The sequence below is a fragment of the Allobosea sp. GW823-FHT01F03 genome (assembly GCF_058798075.1).
In genome coordinates this window covers 4692399-4707281 of the sequence record NZ_CM179505.1, presented here as the reverse complement: position 1 = coordinate 4707281, position 14883 = coordinate 4692399, and the positions used below count along the sequence as shown (strand labels likewise).

At 67.8% G+C, this 14883-nt stretch carries 16 protein-coding genes; 12 read left to right on the top strand and 4 right to left on the bottom strand.

The window, feature by feature from the left end; translation table 11 throughout:
* The first annotated feature begins 7 nt into the window (after positions 1–7).
* The 6 genes from AC3RCC_RS22590 to AC3RCC_RS22565 all read left to right on the top strand — a co-directional run bounded on the left by AC3RCC_RS22590 (position 8) and on the right by AC3RCC_RS22565 (position 6900).
* Positions 8–970, top strand: a complete 963-nt coding sequence (locus AC3RCC_RS22590) for an ABC transporter permease (protein ID WP_291637295.1) — start codon at positions 8–10, stop codon at positions 968–970.
* Between the two features lie 158 nt (positions 971–1128).
* A complete protein-coding gene (locus tag AC3RCC_RS22585) occupies positions 1129–2730 on the top strand; it encodes an ABC transporter substrate-binding protein (RefSeq protein ID WP_291637292.1) in 1602 nt (533 codons plus the stop codon).
* Positions 2731–2902: 172 nt separating this feature from the next.
* On the top strand, positions 2903–3886 hold the full coding sequence (locus AC3RCC_RS22580) for an ABC transporter permease (RefSeq protein ID WP_291644796.1): 984 nt from the start codon (positions 2903–2905) through the stop codon (positions 3884–3886).
* 7 nt (positions 3887–3893) lie between these two features.
* Entirely contained in the window at positions 3894–4838 is a 945-nt protein-coding gene (locus tag AC3RCC_RS22575) for an ABC transporter permease (RefSeq protein WP_291637288.1), read from the top strand.
* Positions 4839–4882: 44 nt separating this feature from the next.
* Entirely contained in the window at positions 4883–5899 is a 1017-nt protein-coding gene (locus AC3RCC_RS22570) for an ABC transporter ATP-binding protein (RefSeq protein WP_291637286.1), read from the top strand.
* Positions 5896–6900, top strand: a complete 1005-nt coding sequence (locus AC3RCC_RS22565) for an ABC transporter ATP-binding protein (protein ID WP_291644802.1) — start codon at positions 5896–5898, stop codon at positions 6898–6900. The genes AC3RCC_RS22570 and AC3RCC_RS22565 overlap by 4 nt, the downstream gene beginning before the upstream one ends.
* Before the next feature lie 179 nt (positions 6901–7079).
* On the opposite strand, the gene AC3RCC_RS22560 is transcribed toward AC3RCC_RS22565, so the two are convergent.
* A complete protein-coding gene (locus AC3RCC_RS22560; RefSeq protein WP_291637282.1) occupies positions 7080–8354 on the bottom strand; it encodes a peptide ABC transporter permease in 1275 nt (424 codons plus the stop codon).
* A 176-nt stretch (positions 8355–8530) separates the two neighbouring features.
* On the opposite strand from AC3RCC_RS22560, the gene AC3RCC_RS22555 reads away from it, so the two are divergent.
* The 4 genes from AC3RCC_RS22555 to AC3RCC_RS22540 all read left to right on the top strand — a co-directional run bounded on the left by AC3RCC_RS22555 (position 8531) and on the right by AC3RCC_RS22540 (position 10788).
* Complete coding sequence (locus tag AC3RCC_RS22555) at positions 8531–9049, top strand: DUF2478 domain-containing protein (RefSeq protein ID WP_291637280.1); 519 nt, start codon at positions 8531–8533, stop codon at positions 9047–9049.
* A gap of 26 nt (positions 9050–9075) precedes the next feature.
* Positions 9076–9969 carry a formate dehydrogenase accessory sulfurtransferase FdhD gene (locus tag AC3RCC_RS22550; RefSeq protein WP_291637277.1) on the top strand — a complete coding sequence of 298 codons (894 nt, stop codon included), beginning with the start codon at positions 9076–9078 and terminating at the stop codon, positions 9967–9969.
* Entirely contained in the window at positions 9962–10594 is a 633-nt protein-coding gene (mobA, locus tag AC3RCC_RS22545) for a molybdenum cofactor guanylyltransferase MobA (protein ID WP_492256650.1), read from the top strand. The genes AC3RCC_RS22550 and mobA overlap by 8 nt, the downstream gene beginning before the upstream one ends.
* Before the next feature lie 71 nt (positions 10595–10665).
* Positions 10666–10788 carry a hypothetical protein gene (locus AC3RCC_RS22540; RefSeq protein WP_291637273.1) on the top strand — a complete coding sequence of 41 codons (123 nt, stop codon included), beginning with the start codon at positions 10666–10668 and terminating at the stop codon, positions 10786–10788.
* On the opposite strand, the gene AC3RCC_RS22535 is transcribed toward AC3RCC_RS22540, so the two are convergent.
* Complete coding sequence (locus tag AC3RCC_RS22535) at positions 10785–11186, bottom strand: SRPBCC family protein (RefSeq protein ID WP_452116710.1); 402 nt, start codon at positions 11184–11186, stop codon at positions 10785–10787. The genes AC3RCC_RS22540 and AC3RCC_RS22535 overlap by 4 nt on opposite strands.
* Before the next feature lie 200 nt (positions 11187–11386).
* On the opposite strand from AC3RCC_RS22535, the gene AC3RCC_RS22530 reads away from it, so the two are divergent.
* Positions 11387–12064: an OmpA family protein gene (locus AC3RCC_RS22530; RefSeq protein ID WP_492256649.1), complete on the top strand. Its 678-nt coding sequence runs from the start codon at positions 11387–11389 to the stop codon at positions 12062–12064.
* 10 nt (positions 12065–12074) lie between these two features.
* On the opposite strand, the gene AC3RCC_RS22525 is transcribed toward AC3RCC_RS22530, so the two are convergent.
* Positions 12075–13199 (bottom strand): Mrp/NBP35 family ATP-binding protein, encoded by a 1125-nt coding sequence (locus AC3RCC_RS22525; RefSeq protein ID WP_291644814.1) that lies wholly within the window; start codon positions 13197–13199, stop codon positions 12075–12077.
* 34 nt (positions 13200–13233) lie between these two features.
* The gene (locus AC3RCC_RS22520; protein ID WP_291644816.1) at positions 13234–13464 is read right to left on the bottom strand and encodes a sulfurtransferase TusA family protein; all 231 of its coding nucleotides are present in this window, start codon (positions 13462–13464) and stop codon (positions 13234–13236) included.
* A gap of 136 nt (positions 13465–13600) precedes the next feature.
* Between AC3RCC_RS22520 and AC3RCC_RS22515 the strand changes: the two genes are divergently transcribed.
* Complete coding sequence (locus tag AC3RCC_RS22515; protein ID WP_492256648.1) at positions 13601–14878, top strand: c-type cytochrome; 1278 nt, start codon at positions 13601–13603, stop codon at positions 14876–14878.
* Positions 14879–14883: the final 5 nt, after the last annotated feature.

The following is a 14883-nucleotide window of genomic DNA, read 5'->3' as shown; positions in this document are numbered from 1 at the left end:
CAAAGCCATGGCCGCCCAGACCCCGCCCTCTACTCCCGCCGCCCCGTCGAGCGAGCCGCCCTCGCTCTGGGCCCGCATCCTCGACAGCGACATCCTTGCCAGCTTCCTGCGCTCCAAGGTGACGATGGTCGCCGCCGTGATCGTGCTCGTCATGTTCATCGGCGCTGCCTTCTCGCCCTGGATCGCGCCGACCAACCCCTTCGATCCGGCCAGCGTCTTCCTCTCCGATGCCAATATTCCGCCGGCCTGGCAGGCCGGTGGCGATCCGAAGTTCATCTTCGGCACCGACGACCAGGGTCGGGATCTCTATTCGGCGATCCTCTACGGGCTGCGCGTCTCGCTGATCGTCGGAGGCCTCGGCGTGGCGCTGGCGGCGACGATCGGCATCACGCTCGGTCTGCTCGCCGGCTATTTCGGTGGCCGGGTCGACTCGCTGATCATGCGCATCGCCGACGTGCAGCTCACCTTCCCGGCGATCCTGATCGCCCTGCTGATCGACGGCGTCGTGCGCGGCATCTTCCAGGGCGCCAACCGCGAGGACACGGCGCTCTATGTGCTGGTGATCTCGATCGGCCTCAGCTTCTGGGTGCAATATGCCCGCACCATCCGCGGCTCGACCCTGGTCGAACGCAACAAGGACTATGTCCAGGCGGCACGGCTCGTCGGGTTGCCGGCGCCGCTGATCATGCTGCGCCATGTCTTGCCGAACGTGATCGGCCCGGTGCTGGTCATCCTCACCATCAATCTCGCGCTTGCCGTGATCACCGAGGCGACCCTGTCCTTTCTCGGCGTCGGCCTGCCGCCGACCCAGCCCTCGCTGGGCACGCTGATCTCGATCGGCAACCGCTACCTGTTCTCGGGCGACTGGTGGATCGTCGCCTTTCCGGGCCTGACGCTGGCGATCCTGGTGCTCGCTGTGAACCTGCTCGGCGACTGGCTGCGCGATGCCCTCAATCCGAGGCTGCGATGAGGCGAAACCTTCTGCGCGCGGTGCCTACGAGACAGGCAAGTGCCACTTTCCGCCATGTGCTGCGCGCAGATTAGACCCGTGACAGACAAGGGGCCCAGCCCTAACATCTCGCCCTTCACCGGCCTTGGAGCAGGGCCGCGACCGGGAGGTTCTCTACGATGAAACCGCGTATGTTTGCCGTCGCTGCCGCACTGATCGGGGTCTCGGCGCTGGCGCTCGGCGCCGCCGAGGCGAGGCCGCTGAAATGGGCCTCGGCCGGCGATGCCCTGACCATCGATCCGCATGGCCAGAATGAGGGCCTGACCACCACGGTCAACCAGCAGATGTATGAAGGCCTGACCGAGCGCGACCATGCCGGCAAGCTGCATCCGCTGCTCGCCTCGTCCTGGAAGGTGCTGCCGGACGATCCGACGATCTGGGAGTTCAAGCTGCAGGAGGGCGTCAAGTTCCATGACGGCTCGCCCTTCACCGCCGACGACGTGGTGTTCTCCTATGAGCGCGCCATGCAGCCGACTTCGGACTTCAAGGGCTATCTGACCTCGGTCGAGAAGGTCTCGAAGGTCGACGACTTCACCGTCCGGATCAAGACCAAGGGGCCGAACCCGCTCCTGGTCAACAACACCTCCGCCATCCGCATCATGAGCAAGGCCTGGGCGGAGAAGAACAACGCCACCAAGGCGCAGGACTTCAAGAACAAGGAAGAGAATTACGCCGTCCGCAACGCCAACGGCACCGGCCCCTTCATCCTCGTCTCGCGTGAATCCGACGTGAAGACGGTGATGAAGCGCAACGACAATTACTGGGCCAAGGCGAAGGTGCCGCTCGAGATCACCGAGCTCACCTATGTCCCGATCAAGCAGGATGCGACGCGCATCGCGGCGCTGCTCTCGGGCGAGGTCGACCTCGTCCAGGACGTGCCGGTGCAGGACATCGCCCGGCTGAAGAGCCAGCCCAAGGTCCGCGTCACCACCGGACCCGAGAACCGCACGATCTTCTTCGGCATGGACGTCGCGTCGAAGGACCTTAAGGGCGACAATGTCGAGGGCAAGAACCCCTTCGCCGACAAGCGCGTCCGCCAGGCGATGAACATGGCGCTCAACCGCCAGGCCATCCAGCGCGTCGTGATGCGCGGTGAGTCGATCCCGACCGGCATCATCCTGCCGCCCTTCGCCAATGGCTGGACCAAGGAGCTCGACGCTGCGCCGGCGACCGATGTCGCCAAGGCCAAGGCGCTGCTCGCCGAGGCCGGCTACCCCAATGGTTTCTCGGTGACGCTGCATTGCCCGAACGATCGCTACATCAATGATGAGGGCATCTGCCAGGCGGCCGTCGGCATGTTCGGCCAGATCGGCGTCAAGGTGAACCTGGTCTCGCAGTCGAAGTCGATCCACTTCAACCTGATCCAGAAGAACCCGCCGGAGACCGAGTTCTACCTCGTCGGCTGGGGCGTTCCGACCTTCGACAGCGACTATGTGTTCTCCTACATGTACCATAGCCGCACCGGCTCGCAGGGCAGCTGGAACGCGACCGGCTACTCCGACAAGGAGATCGATGCGCAGATCCAGTCGCTCTCCAAGGAGATCGACATCGCCAAGCGCGACGCCGCCATCGCCAAGATCTGGGCGAAGGTGAAGGACGAGACGATCTACCTGCCGATCCACCATCAGACGCTCAGCTACGGCATGAACTCGACGGTGGACGTGCCCGTCGACGTTCAGAACCAGCCCAAGTTGAAGATGGTCTCGTTCAAGGGCTCGTAGCGGTCTGGGAGGAGGGCTTGTGAACCCTTGCCGTCGTCCCGGAGAAGCGGTGAAGCCGCGCAGCTCCGGGATCCATCGTAGAACGGAACGCTCTATGGCGGATCTCGGCGCCTTGGCCGGGATGACGGCGCGAAACCTTGGTTTTCCTCCGGTGTTTGGAAAGTAAGGCGCTATGCTCGCCTATATCCTGCGCTCGCTGATGCAGGGGCTGGTGGTGATGGTCGCCGTCGCCTTCATCGCCTTCTCGATGTTCCGCTTCGTCGGCGATCCCGTGGTCAACATGCTCGGCCAGGAGGCGACGCTGCAGGACCGCGCCGAGCTGACGCAGCGCCTCGGCCTCAACGATCCCGTGCCCGTGCAGTTCGCCCGCTTCATCGCCGATGCGGCGCAGGGCGATTTCGGCATCTCCTATCGCCAGGGCCGCAAAGTCTCATCGCTGATCATCGAGCGCCTGCCGGCGACGGTCGAGCTCGCCGTGCTCTCGGCGATCTTCGCCTTCGTGGTCGGCATCGCCTTCGGCGTCTATGCCGCGATCCGCCGCGACGGCTGGCTCGCCAACCTCGTCATGTCGATTTCGCTGATCGGCGTTTCCCTGCCGACCTTCCTGATCGGCATCGGCCTGATCTACATCTTCGCGGTCGAGTTGCGCTGGCTGCCCTCCTTCGGCCGCGGCGACACCGTGCAGATCGGCTGGTGGTCGACCGGGCTTCTGACCACGAGCGGCCTGAAGTCGCTGGTCATGCCGGTGCTGACGCTGGGCTTCCTGCAGCTCACCTTGATCATGCGTCTCGTCCGCTCCGAGATGCTCGAGGTGATGCGGGCCGATTTCATCCGCTTCGCCCGGGCCCGCGGCATTCCCGAGCGCCGCATCGAGTTCCGCCACGCTCTGCGCAACACCATGATCCCGGTGATCACCATCGCCGGCCTCCAGCTCGGCGGGGTCATCGCCTTCGCCATCGTCACCGAGACGGTGTTCCAGTGGCCGGGGCTCGGCGCGCTCTTCGTCAACGCCGTGCAGTTCGTCGACGTGCCGGTGATGTCGGCCTATCTGCTCTTCGTCGCCTTCGTCTTCGTGGTGACCTCGCTCCTGGTCGATCTGGTCTATGTCGCCCTCGATCCGCGTCTGCGGTCGGGCTCCGCGGTTCCGGCGAAGTGAGGCGGCGATGAGCGACGAACATCTGCCCGTGATCCCGCCCAGCCGCCTCGCCCGGTTCTGGGATTCCGATCTGGCCTATTCCTTCCGCTCCTCGCCGGTCACGGTGGTGGCGAGCATCATGGCGCTCCTGCTCGTGCTGGCCGCGATCTTCGCGCCGCTGATCGCGCCTTATGATCCGTTCGATCCGGCTTCACTCGACCTCTCCGACGGGTTCTCGCGGCCGATGCAGCCCAACGAGATCACCGGCAAGGTGTTCTGGCTCGGCTCGGACGGCCAGGGACGCGACATCTTCTCGGCCATTCTCTATGGCTCGCGTGTTTCGCTGCTGGTCGGGGCGGCCTCGGTGGTCTTCTCGCTGATCATCGGAGTCGGCCTCGGCCTGGTCGCCGGCTATGTCGGCGGCCGCACCGAGGCGCTGATCATGCGCATCGCCGACATCCAGCTCTCCTTCCCGGCGATCCTGGTGGCATTGCTGGTCTTCGGCGTGGCGCGCGGGCTGATTCCGCCGGCAGCGCAGGAACAAGCGACGCTGTTCGTCCTCGTCATCGCCATCGGCCTCGCCAACTGGGCGCAATATGCCCGTACCGTGCGCGGCTCGACCCTGGTCGAGAAGAACAAGGTCTATGTCGATGCGGCGCGGCTGATCGGGCTGAAGGCCTGGCCGGTGATGCTGAAGCACGTCCTGCCCAATGTCGCCGGCCCGGTGCTGGTCATCGCCACGATCAATCTCGCGCTCGCCGTGATCGAGGAGGCGACCCTGTCCTTCCTCGGCGTCGGCATGCCGCCGACCCAGCCCTCGCTCGGCACGCTGATCCGCTTCGGCCAGCAATTCCTGTTCTCGGGCGAGTGGTGGATCCTGCTGTTCCCCTCGCTCGTCCTGATCCTGCTCGCGCTGTCGATCAATCTCTTCGGTGATTGGCTCCGCGACGCGCTCAATCCGAAGCTGAGGTGAGAGATGAACCGCACCCTATTCAAGTCCTGGCCTTCGGAGCAGCGATGACCCAACCCGTCATTTCCGTGAACGAGCTGACCGTCGAGTTCGTGACGCGGCGCGGCACCTTGCGCGCCCTCGACAAGGTCTCGTTCGACGTCGCCCGTGGTGAGGTGCTCGGCGTGGTCGGCGAATCCGGTGCCGGCAAGTCGGTGACCGGATCGGCCATCATCGGTCTGATCGATCCGCCCGGCCGGATCGCCGGCGGACAGGTCCTGCTCTCGGGCGAGCGTGTCGACAATCTTCCGCCGGATGCGATGCGCAAGATCCGCGGCAAGCGCATCGGCATGATCTTTCAGGATCCGCTGACCAGCCTCAACCCGCTCTACCGGGTCGGCGAGCAATTGATCGAGACGATCCAGACCCATACCGATCTCAATGCCGCCGACGCCCGCAAACGCGCCATCGCCTTGCTCGACGAGGTCGGCATTCCCGCGCCCGACAAGCGCATCGACGGCTATCCGCACGAATTCTCGGGCGGCATGCGCCAGCGCGTCGTGATCGCGCTCGCCCTCTGCGCCGAACCCGAGTTCATCATCGCCGACGAGCCGACGACGGCGCTTGACGTCTCCGTCCAGGCCCAGATCATCGCCCTGATCAAGCGGCTCTGTCAGGAGCGCGGCACCTCGGTGATGCTCGTCACCCACGATATGGGTGTGATCGCCGAGACCGCCGACCGCGTCGCGGTGATGTATGCCGGCCGCGTCGCCGAGATCGGCCCGGTCCGCGACGTGGTCAAGCAGCCGCTCCACCCCTATGCCGTCGGGCTGATGGGCGCGATCCCCTCGATCGAAGGCGATGCCGAGCGGCTCGTCCAGATTCCCGGCTCGATGCCGCGCCTTTCCAACATCCCCAAGGGCTGCGCCTTCAATCCGCGTTGTTCGAAGGCCTTCGACCGCTGTTTCGTCGAGCGGCCGGAGCTGATCGATGTCGGCGGCCGTCAGGTCGCCTGCCACCTCTACGACCAGTCGAAGGCGCCGAACGGCCAGAACCCGACTGACAAAGCGGAGATCGCCGCGTGACCCAGGACGTCTCTTCGGCCCCTTATGTCCAGGTCCGTGACCTGAAGCGCGTCTTCGACGTTTCCAAACCCTGGCTCAACCGGGTGATCGAAAGCGCCCCGAAGCAATATCTCAAGGCGGTCGACGGCGTGTCCTTCGATATCCGCAAGGGCGAGACCTTCGCGCTCGTCGGCGAGTCCGGCTCGGGCAAGTCGACCGTGGCGCGTATGGTCGTCGGCCTGCTGCCGCCCTCCGGCGGCACCGTCTCGATCGACGGCGTCTCGATGACCGATCCTGCTGCCGCCCAGGAACGCCAGCGCCTGCGCCGCCGTATCCAGATGATCTTCCAGGACCCTTATGCCTCGCTGAACCCGCGCTGGCGTGTCGGCAGGATCATCGCGGAGCCGATCCGTGCTTTCGACCTGATCCAGGGGGATCGCGAGATCGAGGGCCGTGTCGGCGAACTGCTCAGCCTCGTCGGCCTGCATCCCGACGACGGCAAGAAGTTCCCGCATGAATTCTCCGGCGGCCAGCGCCAGCGCATCGCGATCGCCCGTGCGCTCGCCTCCAATGCCGAATTCATCGTCTGCGACGAGCCGACCTCGGCACTCGACGTCTCCGTGCAGGCGCAGATCCTCAACCTGATGCGCGATCTGCAGCAGAAATTCGGGCTGACCTATCTCTTCATCTCGCACAATCTCGCCGTCGTCCGGCACATGGCGACGCGGATCGGCGTGATGTATCTCGGCCGCCTCGTCGAGGTCTCCGAAGGCAAGCAGCTCTTCACCGCGCCGCGCCATCCCTACACGAAGATGCTGCTCGATGCGGTGCCGGATCTCGCCATGGTCGGCAAGCCGCGCGAAGGGGTGAAGGGCGAGATCCCGAACCCGATCAGCCCGCCATCGGGCTGCACCTTCCACCCACGCTGCCCGCTGGTTTTCGACCGCTGCCGGGTCGAGAATCCGCCGGCCATCGACGGCGTCGCCTGCCATGCGGTGAACCGGGGCCGGGAGGCGGCTTAGGGGGGGTAAGAACCACCTCGGCATTCCGGGGCGACGCGAAGCAGCGAGCCCGGAACCCATGAACACGACGATCCAGGGCGGCGTGCCGCGATCGCGGTGCGCCGTCCTCTACCTTGATGTTCCCGGCTTGCGGGCCCAGGCCTCTCGGCCTGTCCCGGAATGACGAGGCAGCTCCGGCGCTACTGCCCAGCAGGCAGTTTCGGCGCCTTCGGGCGCCGGCTGAGCGGCGCGACGGGGCGCTCGGTCCGGTACTGGCCGCGGGCGATCGCCGTGAAGAGCAGGGCGACGGCCGTCAGCGTCATCAGCCACCAGGTCTGGAACGAGGCGAAGCCGAGCGCCGCCAGCGAGAAGGCGGTGGCATAGGCCGCGACGCCGCCCGCTGCGAGAGCGCCGGGCATGCGGCCGGCGGCGGTGATGGCGAAATACAGGGCGAGCGCCGCGGTGGCCGCACCGACCAGCCCGAGCTCGTACCAGGTTTCGAACAGGATCGTGGTCGGCACTTCCAGCGGCAGCGCGCCGGTGACGCGACCGCGCAGCACGGTGTCGAGCCCATGCCCGGTGATGAGCTGGATCGGTCGGCTCGAGATGATATCGGCCCAGATGTCGAGCCCGACGGCGACCGTGCTGAAGGCGTTCGGCGAAAGCCGCAGGACCGGCGCCAGCAGGAAGGGCAATAGCGGCGCGAGCAGCATCAGCCCCGCGACGACGCAGCCGACCAGCCTGGCTCCGACGCGCCGGTCGGCACTGACCGCGCCGAAGGCGATGGCGCCGAACAGCATGGCGGCCGCCTCGCCATCCTCGAAGCGCGTCAAGGCCAGAAGGCCGACGACGAGAGCGAGGCCGAGCGCGGTCAGTCCGCGCTCGCGCGACAAGAGCCAGGCCAGGGCGGGCCAGGACATGATCAGCACGACGCTAACGCCGCGCTCGACGCTGCCGGCCTCGTTGGCGGCACGCGAGCCCGCCGGGCTCAGCGCCTCGGTCAGCAGCAGGCCGAGCGCCAGCAGCGCCGCGAGCCCGGTGCCGAGAGCGGCGAGATTGAGATTGGAGGCGCGCATCCGTTCGGGCAGAGCCGCCGCACCCGCAAAGCCGAGCAGCACGGCAAGAAAGAGGTTGCCCGCTTTCTCGCTGGCCGAGCCCGTATAGGGGCTCCAGACCAGCGACAGCACCGCCCAGGCCACCAGCGCCAGCAATGTCAGCCCGGCGAGGCCGGATAGCGAACTCTTCAGATTGTTGCCGAATTCGGAGGGGTTCTCGATCAGCGCGGCGATGACCAGCAGCACGACCCCGATCGGCGCCAGCACCACTGCGGCGCGGCGCGAGACCAGCGATGCGAGCGGCAGGGCGAGCGCCAGCGTCGCGAAGCCGATACGGCGCAGCAGCAACGCCGCGGAGGCGGCGGGATCGAGCGGGATCTGAGCGTTCGGGCGGGTCATCGGCGGTACGCGTTCGAGCACGAGGCCGCGTCTCCGGAAGGTTCGCCGGCGCCAGCCCTTGCTACCTTAGCGTTTGTTGCCGCCGCCGACTGTAGGTGCGGTGCAACAGTGCCGCTGCATCTCGGCGGCGCAAATGCTGGCCGATGCGGCGAATGCCCACTGGCCGAAGGCCGGATTCCGTGAGATGAAAGGTCGACATGACCACTCCGCTTGCCGCGATCGTCTACGCTTCCGGCTTCCCCATCGACGAGTTGATGGCGGAGGTCGCCGCCTGCCTCAGGCAGGGCGAGGTTCGGCTCGGTGGCGTCGTCCAGCATAATCAGGACGATTGCAGCAGCGGCTGCGCCAGCATGGTGCTGGAGGATCTCGCCTCCGGCCGGATTTTCGCGATCAGCGAGGACCGCGGCGCCGGCGCGACCGGCTGCCGGCTCGATGCTGCCGGGCTCGCCGCCGCCGGCGGGGCGGTCGCGAGCGCGATCGACGGCACCGTCGATCTGCTGATCATCAACAAGTTCGGCAAGCAGGAGGCGCTCGGCCAGGGTCTGAGGGCCGAGATCGCCGCCGGTTTCCTCAGCGGGCTACCGCTCCTGACCGCGGTGCGCGAGGACATGCTCGGCGCCTGGGGCGAGTTCGTCGGAGAGGCCTGGCAGCGTCTGCCGCCCGAGCGCGCCGCCATCGAAGGCTGGGCGCTGTCCTGCCTGCGCCAGCCTGCCTGATCGCCTGCGCGGAGCTTCGTGATCCCTTGCCGACCGGTGGCGATTTCCTCGACGACTACCTCGTCCGCCCTGACCCCGCGGCGGCGCGGCTCGGCGCCACCGTGCGCGGCATCGACCAGACCGGGGCTGCGGTCGAGACCCGGGTCGTCACCGAGCGGGCGCTGACGCTCTATCTCAACGCCCAGGAGATCGTCACCATGATGACGATCGGCGACCATCCCGACTATCTGGCGCTGGGCTATCTGCTCAACCAGAACATGCTTAAGCGCGGCGACCTCGTCGAGGCGGTCGACTATGACGAGGAGCTCGAGGTCGTGGTGGTGCGCACGCCCGAGCGCACCGATTTCGAGCAGAAGCTGAAGAAGAAGACGCTGACCTCGGGCTGCGCGCAGGGCACCGCCTTCGGCGACCTGATGGAGGCGATCGACGAGATCGAGCTGCCCGAGGCCGAGCTGCGCACCAGCTGGCTCTATGCGCTCACGCGCAAGATCAACACCACGCCCTCGCTCTATCTGGAAGCCGGCGCGATCCATGGCTGCGTGCTCTGCGAGCGCGACAAGCCCTTGGTCTATATGGAGGATGTCGGCCGCCACAATGCCGTCGACAAGGTCGCCGGCTGGCTGTTCCGCCATGATGTCGACCCCGGCAGGATGATCTTCTACACCACCGGCCGCCTGACCTCGGAAATGGTGATCAAGACGGTGCGCATGGGCATCCCGATCCTGGTTTCGCGCTCCGGCTTCACCGAGTGGGGCGTCGAGCTCGCCCGCAAGGCCGGGCTGACCCTGATCGGCCGGGCACGCGGCAAGCGCTTCATCGCGCTCTCCGGCGAGGATCGCATCGTCTTCGACCAGGATCCCGAGACGGTCGAGGAGGAGGGCGGCAAGCATCGTCGCAAAGGCGCTGGCGGCGATGACTGAGCCGCACCCTCCGACGCTCGGACTCCTGCTGGCCGGCGGACTCGCCCGCCGCATGGGCGGCGGCGACAAGCCGCTGCGCACCATCGCCGGTCGCACCATCCTGGCGCATGTGATCGAGCGCTTCGGCTCGCAATGCGACGGGCTGCTGATCAACGCCAATGGCGACCCGGCGCGCTTCGCCGATTACGGCCTGCCGGTCGCCGGCGACAGCGTGCCGGATTTCGCCGGCCCGCTCGCCGGAATCCTCGCCGGTCTCGATTGGCTGGCGCAGAACCGTCCGGGCATCGACTGGATGGTCAGCGTCGCCGCCGACACGCCCTTCATCCCAAATGACCTGGTCGCGCGGCTGCATGCGGCTCGCAGCGCCACCGGCGTACCGCTGGCCTGCGCCGCCTCGGGCGGCTGGACGCATCCGGTGATCGGGCTCTGGCCGGTTACGCTGCGCGAAGCGCTGCGCCATGCACTGACCGTCGAGGACGAGCGCAAGATCGACCGCTGGACCGCCCGCCACGGCGTCGCCAGCGCCGAATGGGCGAGCGAGCCGGTCGATCCCTTCTTCAATGCCAATCGCCCGGAGGACCTGGCCGAGGCGGAGCGACTCCATGCCCGGCTCGGCACTGCTTGATCGCCTTTGGCGGAGTGACTAGCTTCAACTGATAAGCTCTGCCTATTGGCATGCTCTCGTGGGGAAGCAGCATGAAGTCCTTCGTCTTCGCCGTCGTGTTCGCCGTTGCCGCCGCCTATGGCGCGAGCCTGGTGCTTGCTCACTTCCAGCGCCCGGTCGAGGTCGCCTTCGCGACCAGCGGCGTCCGGCTCTAACCCGCCAGCAAGGCCTTGAGCTTTGCGAGATCGCGCGACACCCAGGCGGCGTCGCGCGCGAACTCGTCCTCGCTCATGCCGGGGCGGCGATAGAGCGTGAAGACCAGCTCGCAGCCATCGCCATTTGCGAGCAGCCGCATCGGATTGTGCATGGGCTCGCCATCGTCCGGGATGACGCTGTGGTCGAGCACGCCATGATCATTGTGGGGGCTGAAGCGCAGCGTCATCGGCCCCATCGGCGTCCGGGCCCGCCAGTCGTGCCCACCGGCGGGCTCGAATCCATCGCCCAGCCCGGAAGCCCATTGCGGAAAATTGGCCGGCTCGGCCAGGAATTCATAGACTTCCGCGAAAGGGCGCTCGATTCCGATGCCGATATGGCGCGCCGGCTGCACTGCCATGGCGAGTCTCCTCCATTATCTGGAACATAGGGCGAACGGTAGTGCCTGCCGCCGGCCGGCGCCAGAGGGTGCGGGCGCTTGCAAGCCGGGCTGGAGCGTGGTCCGGTCGCTGCCGCTGGATTCGCCGCATGCGCATCGCTCGCGGGGAGCGCTGTCCTGGCCGGGATCGGCGGCATGAAAGGACAGTGGAATCTGGGTCGATGAGCGATACCGCCGAGCTTTCGAGAAAAATCGTTCGGATCACCGGCTATGGCACGGCGTTCGTCGCTGGCGTGCTGGCGGTTGCGGCCGTGACGCTCTGGCTGCTCGATCTGTTCTTTCCGGCGCCGCTGACGGCGCCGAAAGCACCGCCTGCCGCCGTGCTGCATCCGGCCTGGGAGGCGGCCCTTTCGTCTCAGCCTTCGATCGCGCGCGCCCCCGGCCCTGATCCGCGGCCGGATCAGTTGCCGCGGATCAGGGCCGAACTCGCTGCTGAGATCGCCAGCGGTGCCGTCACGGTCGATCCTTTCGGCGGCTATATCGCGATCCGTGTTGCCGCCTCCGGCAGTTTCGAGCCCGGCGTCGCCGCATTGCTGCCGGGCTTCACCGCCACCGGGCGTCGGATCGCAGCGGTGGTCGAGCGGCAGCCGGGCGCGGTGCAGGTCGTCGGCCACAGCGATGACCGGGCTCCGCCGAAGGGAGGCCGGTACAAGGACAATCAGGCGCTTTCGAGCGCCCGTGCGAGCGCCTTCGCCGAATTGCTGCGCGACGGGCTCAGTGACGGATCGCGGCTGAGCGCCGAAGGGCGGGGCGGCCGCGAGCCGATCGCCGCCAATGCCACGGCCGATGGCCGCGCCCGCAACCAGCGCGTCGAGGTGCTGCTGGTGCGGGCGCCGTAAGGACTGACACCTATTCGATGACGATGCGTGGCGCCGCCCGCACCGGGCCGCTCAGCCCATCCCGGACCTGCCGCGCGATCGCGAGATAGGCTTTCGCATGGGCGCTGTCCGGGTCGCTCGCGACGATCGGTCGGCCGCCATCGGAGGTCTCGCGGATCGGCATCGCCAGCGGGATCTCGCCGAGGAAGGGCACGCCCTGCCGCTCGGCCTCGTGCCGGGCTCCGCCATGGGCGAAGATGTCGGAGCGGTGGCCGCATTCCGGGCAGACGAAATAGCTCATGTTCTCGACGATGCCGAGGATCGGCACCTCGACCTTCCTGAACATGGCGACGCCGCGGCGGGCATCGAGCAGAGCGAGGTCCTGCGGCGTCGAGACGATCACGGCGCCGGCGAGCGGGGTCTGCTGCGCCATGGTCAGCTGGGCGTCGCCGGTGCCGGGCGGCATGTCGACGACCAGCACGTCGAGCTCGCCCCAGGCGACCTCGCGCAGCATCTGGGTGATCGCCGAGATCACCATCGGCCCACGCCAGATCATCGGCGTTTCCTCGTCGATCAGGAAGCCGATCGACATGATCTTCAGCCCATAGGCCTCCATCGGCGCGAGTGTGCGCCCGGAGACCAGGCGCGGCTTGCCGGAGATGCCGAAGATTTTTGGCACCGAGGGGCCGTAGATATCGGCGTCGAGCACGCCGACCTTGAGGCCGAGCGTCGCCAACGCCACCGCGAGATTGGCTGTCGTCGTCGATTTGCCGACGCCGCCCTTGCCGCTGGCGACCGCGATGATCTGTTTGACGCCGGGCACGCCGGCGGCCTTCGGCACGGCGCCGCCCGGACCGGCCTGCGCCTGGCGGCGGGCCTGGGTCGCGGCCGACGCTCCGGCGGAGGGCGCCTTGTCGGCGGTCAGGCCGACGAGCACCTGCCGTACGCCCGGCAGGCCGCTGACCGCGCTTTCGGCGGCCTTGCGCACCGGCTCCATCGCCGCCGCCTCGGTCGCGTCGATGCCGATGGCGAAGATGATCTTGCCGTCGTCGATCAGGATGTCGCCGATCCGGCCGGAGGCGGCGAGCGATTGCCCGCTCGCCGGCAGCTTCACCAGTTCGAGCGCGCGCAGAATGTCGTTTCGGGAGAGGGCCACGGTCGCGGGCTCCGGTTGCTGCAGGCTGGCGGCGTCAGGCCGCCGCTTTGCGGATATGGAAGACGAGCAGACCGTCCTCGGCGCTGCTTTGCTCGATGCTGTCGCCGGTCTCGCGCATCAGGTTCGGGATGTCGATCGCGGCCATCGGATCGGTGCATTCGACCAGGAAGAGCGCGCCGGGCTCGGCCCCTTTCAGCGCCTTGCGGACGCGCAAGGCGGGGAGGGGGCATTTGAGGCCCCGCAGGTTGAGCGGGATCGAGGTCATCGGCGCAGCCTGTCGAAAACGATGCATCTCATATGACGGCTTTTCGTGCCGGGGCAACTGCGGCCCTTCAACGCTCCGCCGTGGCGAAGTGCTGCGAGTGCCTTGCCAAGGCCGCAAGCTGCGACATGATCGCGGCATGAGAACGCTTTGGACCGCCCTTCTCGGACTGCTGGCTCTCCTGCCCGCCGGCGCGCCCGCCCAGGAGCTGCGCGGCCATGGCGGCCCGGTGCGGGCGGTCGCCGTCGCCCCCGATGGCGGGCGGGCGCTGACCGGCTCCTTCGACCAGTCGGCGATTCTCTGGAACCTTGGTGCCGGAAGCGCCGAGACGGTGCTGCGCTTCCATCAGGGCGCGATCAATGCCGCGGTTGCGATCAAGGGGATCGGCTTCGCCACCGGCGGCGAGGACGGCAAGATCGCGCTCTGGCAGGGCGCAGCCGCCGAGCCGGCGAAGGTCTTTGACGGGCACAAGGGGCAGGTCGCGGCGCTGGCGCTTTCGCCGGACGGCACGCGGCTCGCTTCCGCCTCCTGGGACGAGACGGTGCGGATCACCGCGCTCGCCGATGGCGCAGTGCGGGTGCTCGAAGGCCACAAGGGGCCGGTCAACGGCGTCGCCTTCCTGCCGGGGGGCGGGCTCGTCTCCTCGGGCTATGATGCGAGTTTGCGGATCTGGCCGGCCGAAGGCGGCGTGCCTGTCGTCGTCACCGTGCCGGCGCCGCTGAACGGTGTCGTCGTCGCGCCCGATGGCGAGATCGCGGTCTCCGCCGCCGATGGCCGGCTGCGCCTGTTCGGGCCGGATGGTTCGGCGCGGGCCGAGATCTCAATCGGCGAGACACCGCTGATCGCGCTCGCCATCTCCGCCGATGGCGCGACGATCGCGGTCGGCGGGCTGCGCGGCCAGGTCGCCCTGATCGAGCGCCGGACGCGGGCGATCCGCGCCACCCTGATCGGGCCGGGCCTGCCGGTCTGGTCGCTCGCCTTCCTGCCCGATGGGCGCGAGCTCCTCTCCGGCGGGGCCGACCGGCTGGTGCGGCGCTGGAATGCGGTGACCGGCGAGCATGTCGGCACGGTCGTGCCGCGAGCCGGGGAGGACGCGCTCGCGGCCTTCAAGGGCGAGCGCGGCGCCGAGGTCTTCCGCGCCTGCGCCGCCTGTCACACCCTGACCCCTGCCGATGGCAACCGCGCCGGACCGACGCTGCACGGCATCTTCGGTCGCCGCATCGCCACCGCCCCGGGCTACGCCTTCTCGGCGGCGCTGAAGGGCATGGACATCGTCTGGAGCAAGGAGACGGTGTCCAGATTGTTCGAACTCGGCCCCAATGCCTACACGCCCGGCACCAAGATGCCCGAGCAGACCATAGGCTCGGCGGCCGACCGGCAGGCGCTGGTCGACTGGCTCGAGAAGGTCACGCGCTGACCAAA

Excerpts from the sequence above, each read along its gene's own strand:
- AC3RCC_RS22590 (WP_291637295.1), top strand. The coding sequence starts at position 8 with ATGGCCGCCCAGACCCCGCCCTCTACTCCCGCCGCCCCGTCGAGCGAG.
- AC3RCC_RS22585 (WP_291637292.1), top strand. The coding sequence starts at position 1,129 with ATGAAACCGCGTATGTTTGCCGTCGCTGCCGCACTGATCGGGGTCTCG.
- AC3RCC_RS22580 (WP_291644796.1), top strand. The coding sequence starts at position 2,903 with ATGCTCGCCTATATCCTGCGCTCGCTGATGCAGGGGCTGGTGGTGATG.
- AC3RCC_RS22575 (WP_291637288.1), top strand. The coding sequence starts at position 3,894 with ATGAGCGACGAACATCTGCCCGTGATCCCGCCCAGCCGCCTCGCCCGG.
- AC3RCC_RS22570 (WP_291637286.1), top strand. The coding sequence starts at position 4,883 with ATGACCCAACCCGTCATTTCCGTGAACGAGCTGACCGTCGAGTTCGTG.
- AC3RCC_RS22555 (WP_291637280.1), top strand. The coding sequence starts at position 8,531 with ATGACCACTCCGCTTGCCGCGATCGTCTACGCTTCCGGCTTCCCCATC.
- mobA (WP_492256650.1), top strand. The coding sequence starts at position 9,962 with ATGACTGAGCCGCACCCTCCGACGCTCGGACTCCTGCTGGCCGGCGGA.
- AC3RCC_RS22540 (WP_291637273.1), top strand. The coding sequence starts at position 10,666 with ATGAAGTCCTTCGTCTTCGCCGTCGTGTTCGCCGTTGCCGCCGCCTAT.
- AC3RCC_RS22535 (WP_452116710.1), bottom strand. The coding sequence starts at position 11,186 with ATGGCAGTGCAGCCGGCGCGCCATATCGGCATCGGAATCGAGCGCCCT.
- AC3RCC_RS22530 (WP_492256649.1), top strand. The coding sequence starts at position 11,387 with ATGAGCGATACCGCCGAGCTTTCGAGAAAAATCGTTCGGATCACCGGC.
- AC3RCC_RS22520 (WP_291644816.1), bottom strand. The coding sequence starts at position 13,464 with ATGACCTCGATCCCGCTCAACCTGCGGGGCCTCAAATGCCCCCTCCCC.
- AC3RCC_RS22515 (WP_492256648.1), top strand. The coding sequence starts at position 13,601 with ATGAGAACGCTTTGGACCGCCCTTCTCGGACTGCTGGCTCTCCTGCCC.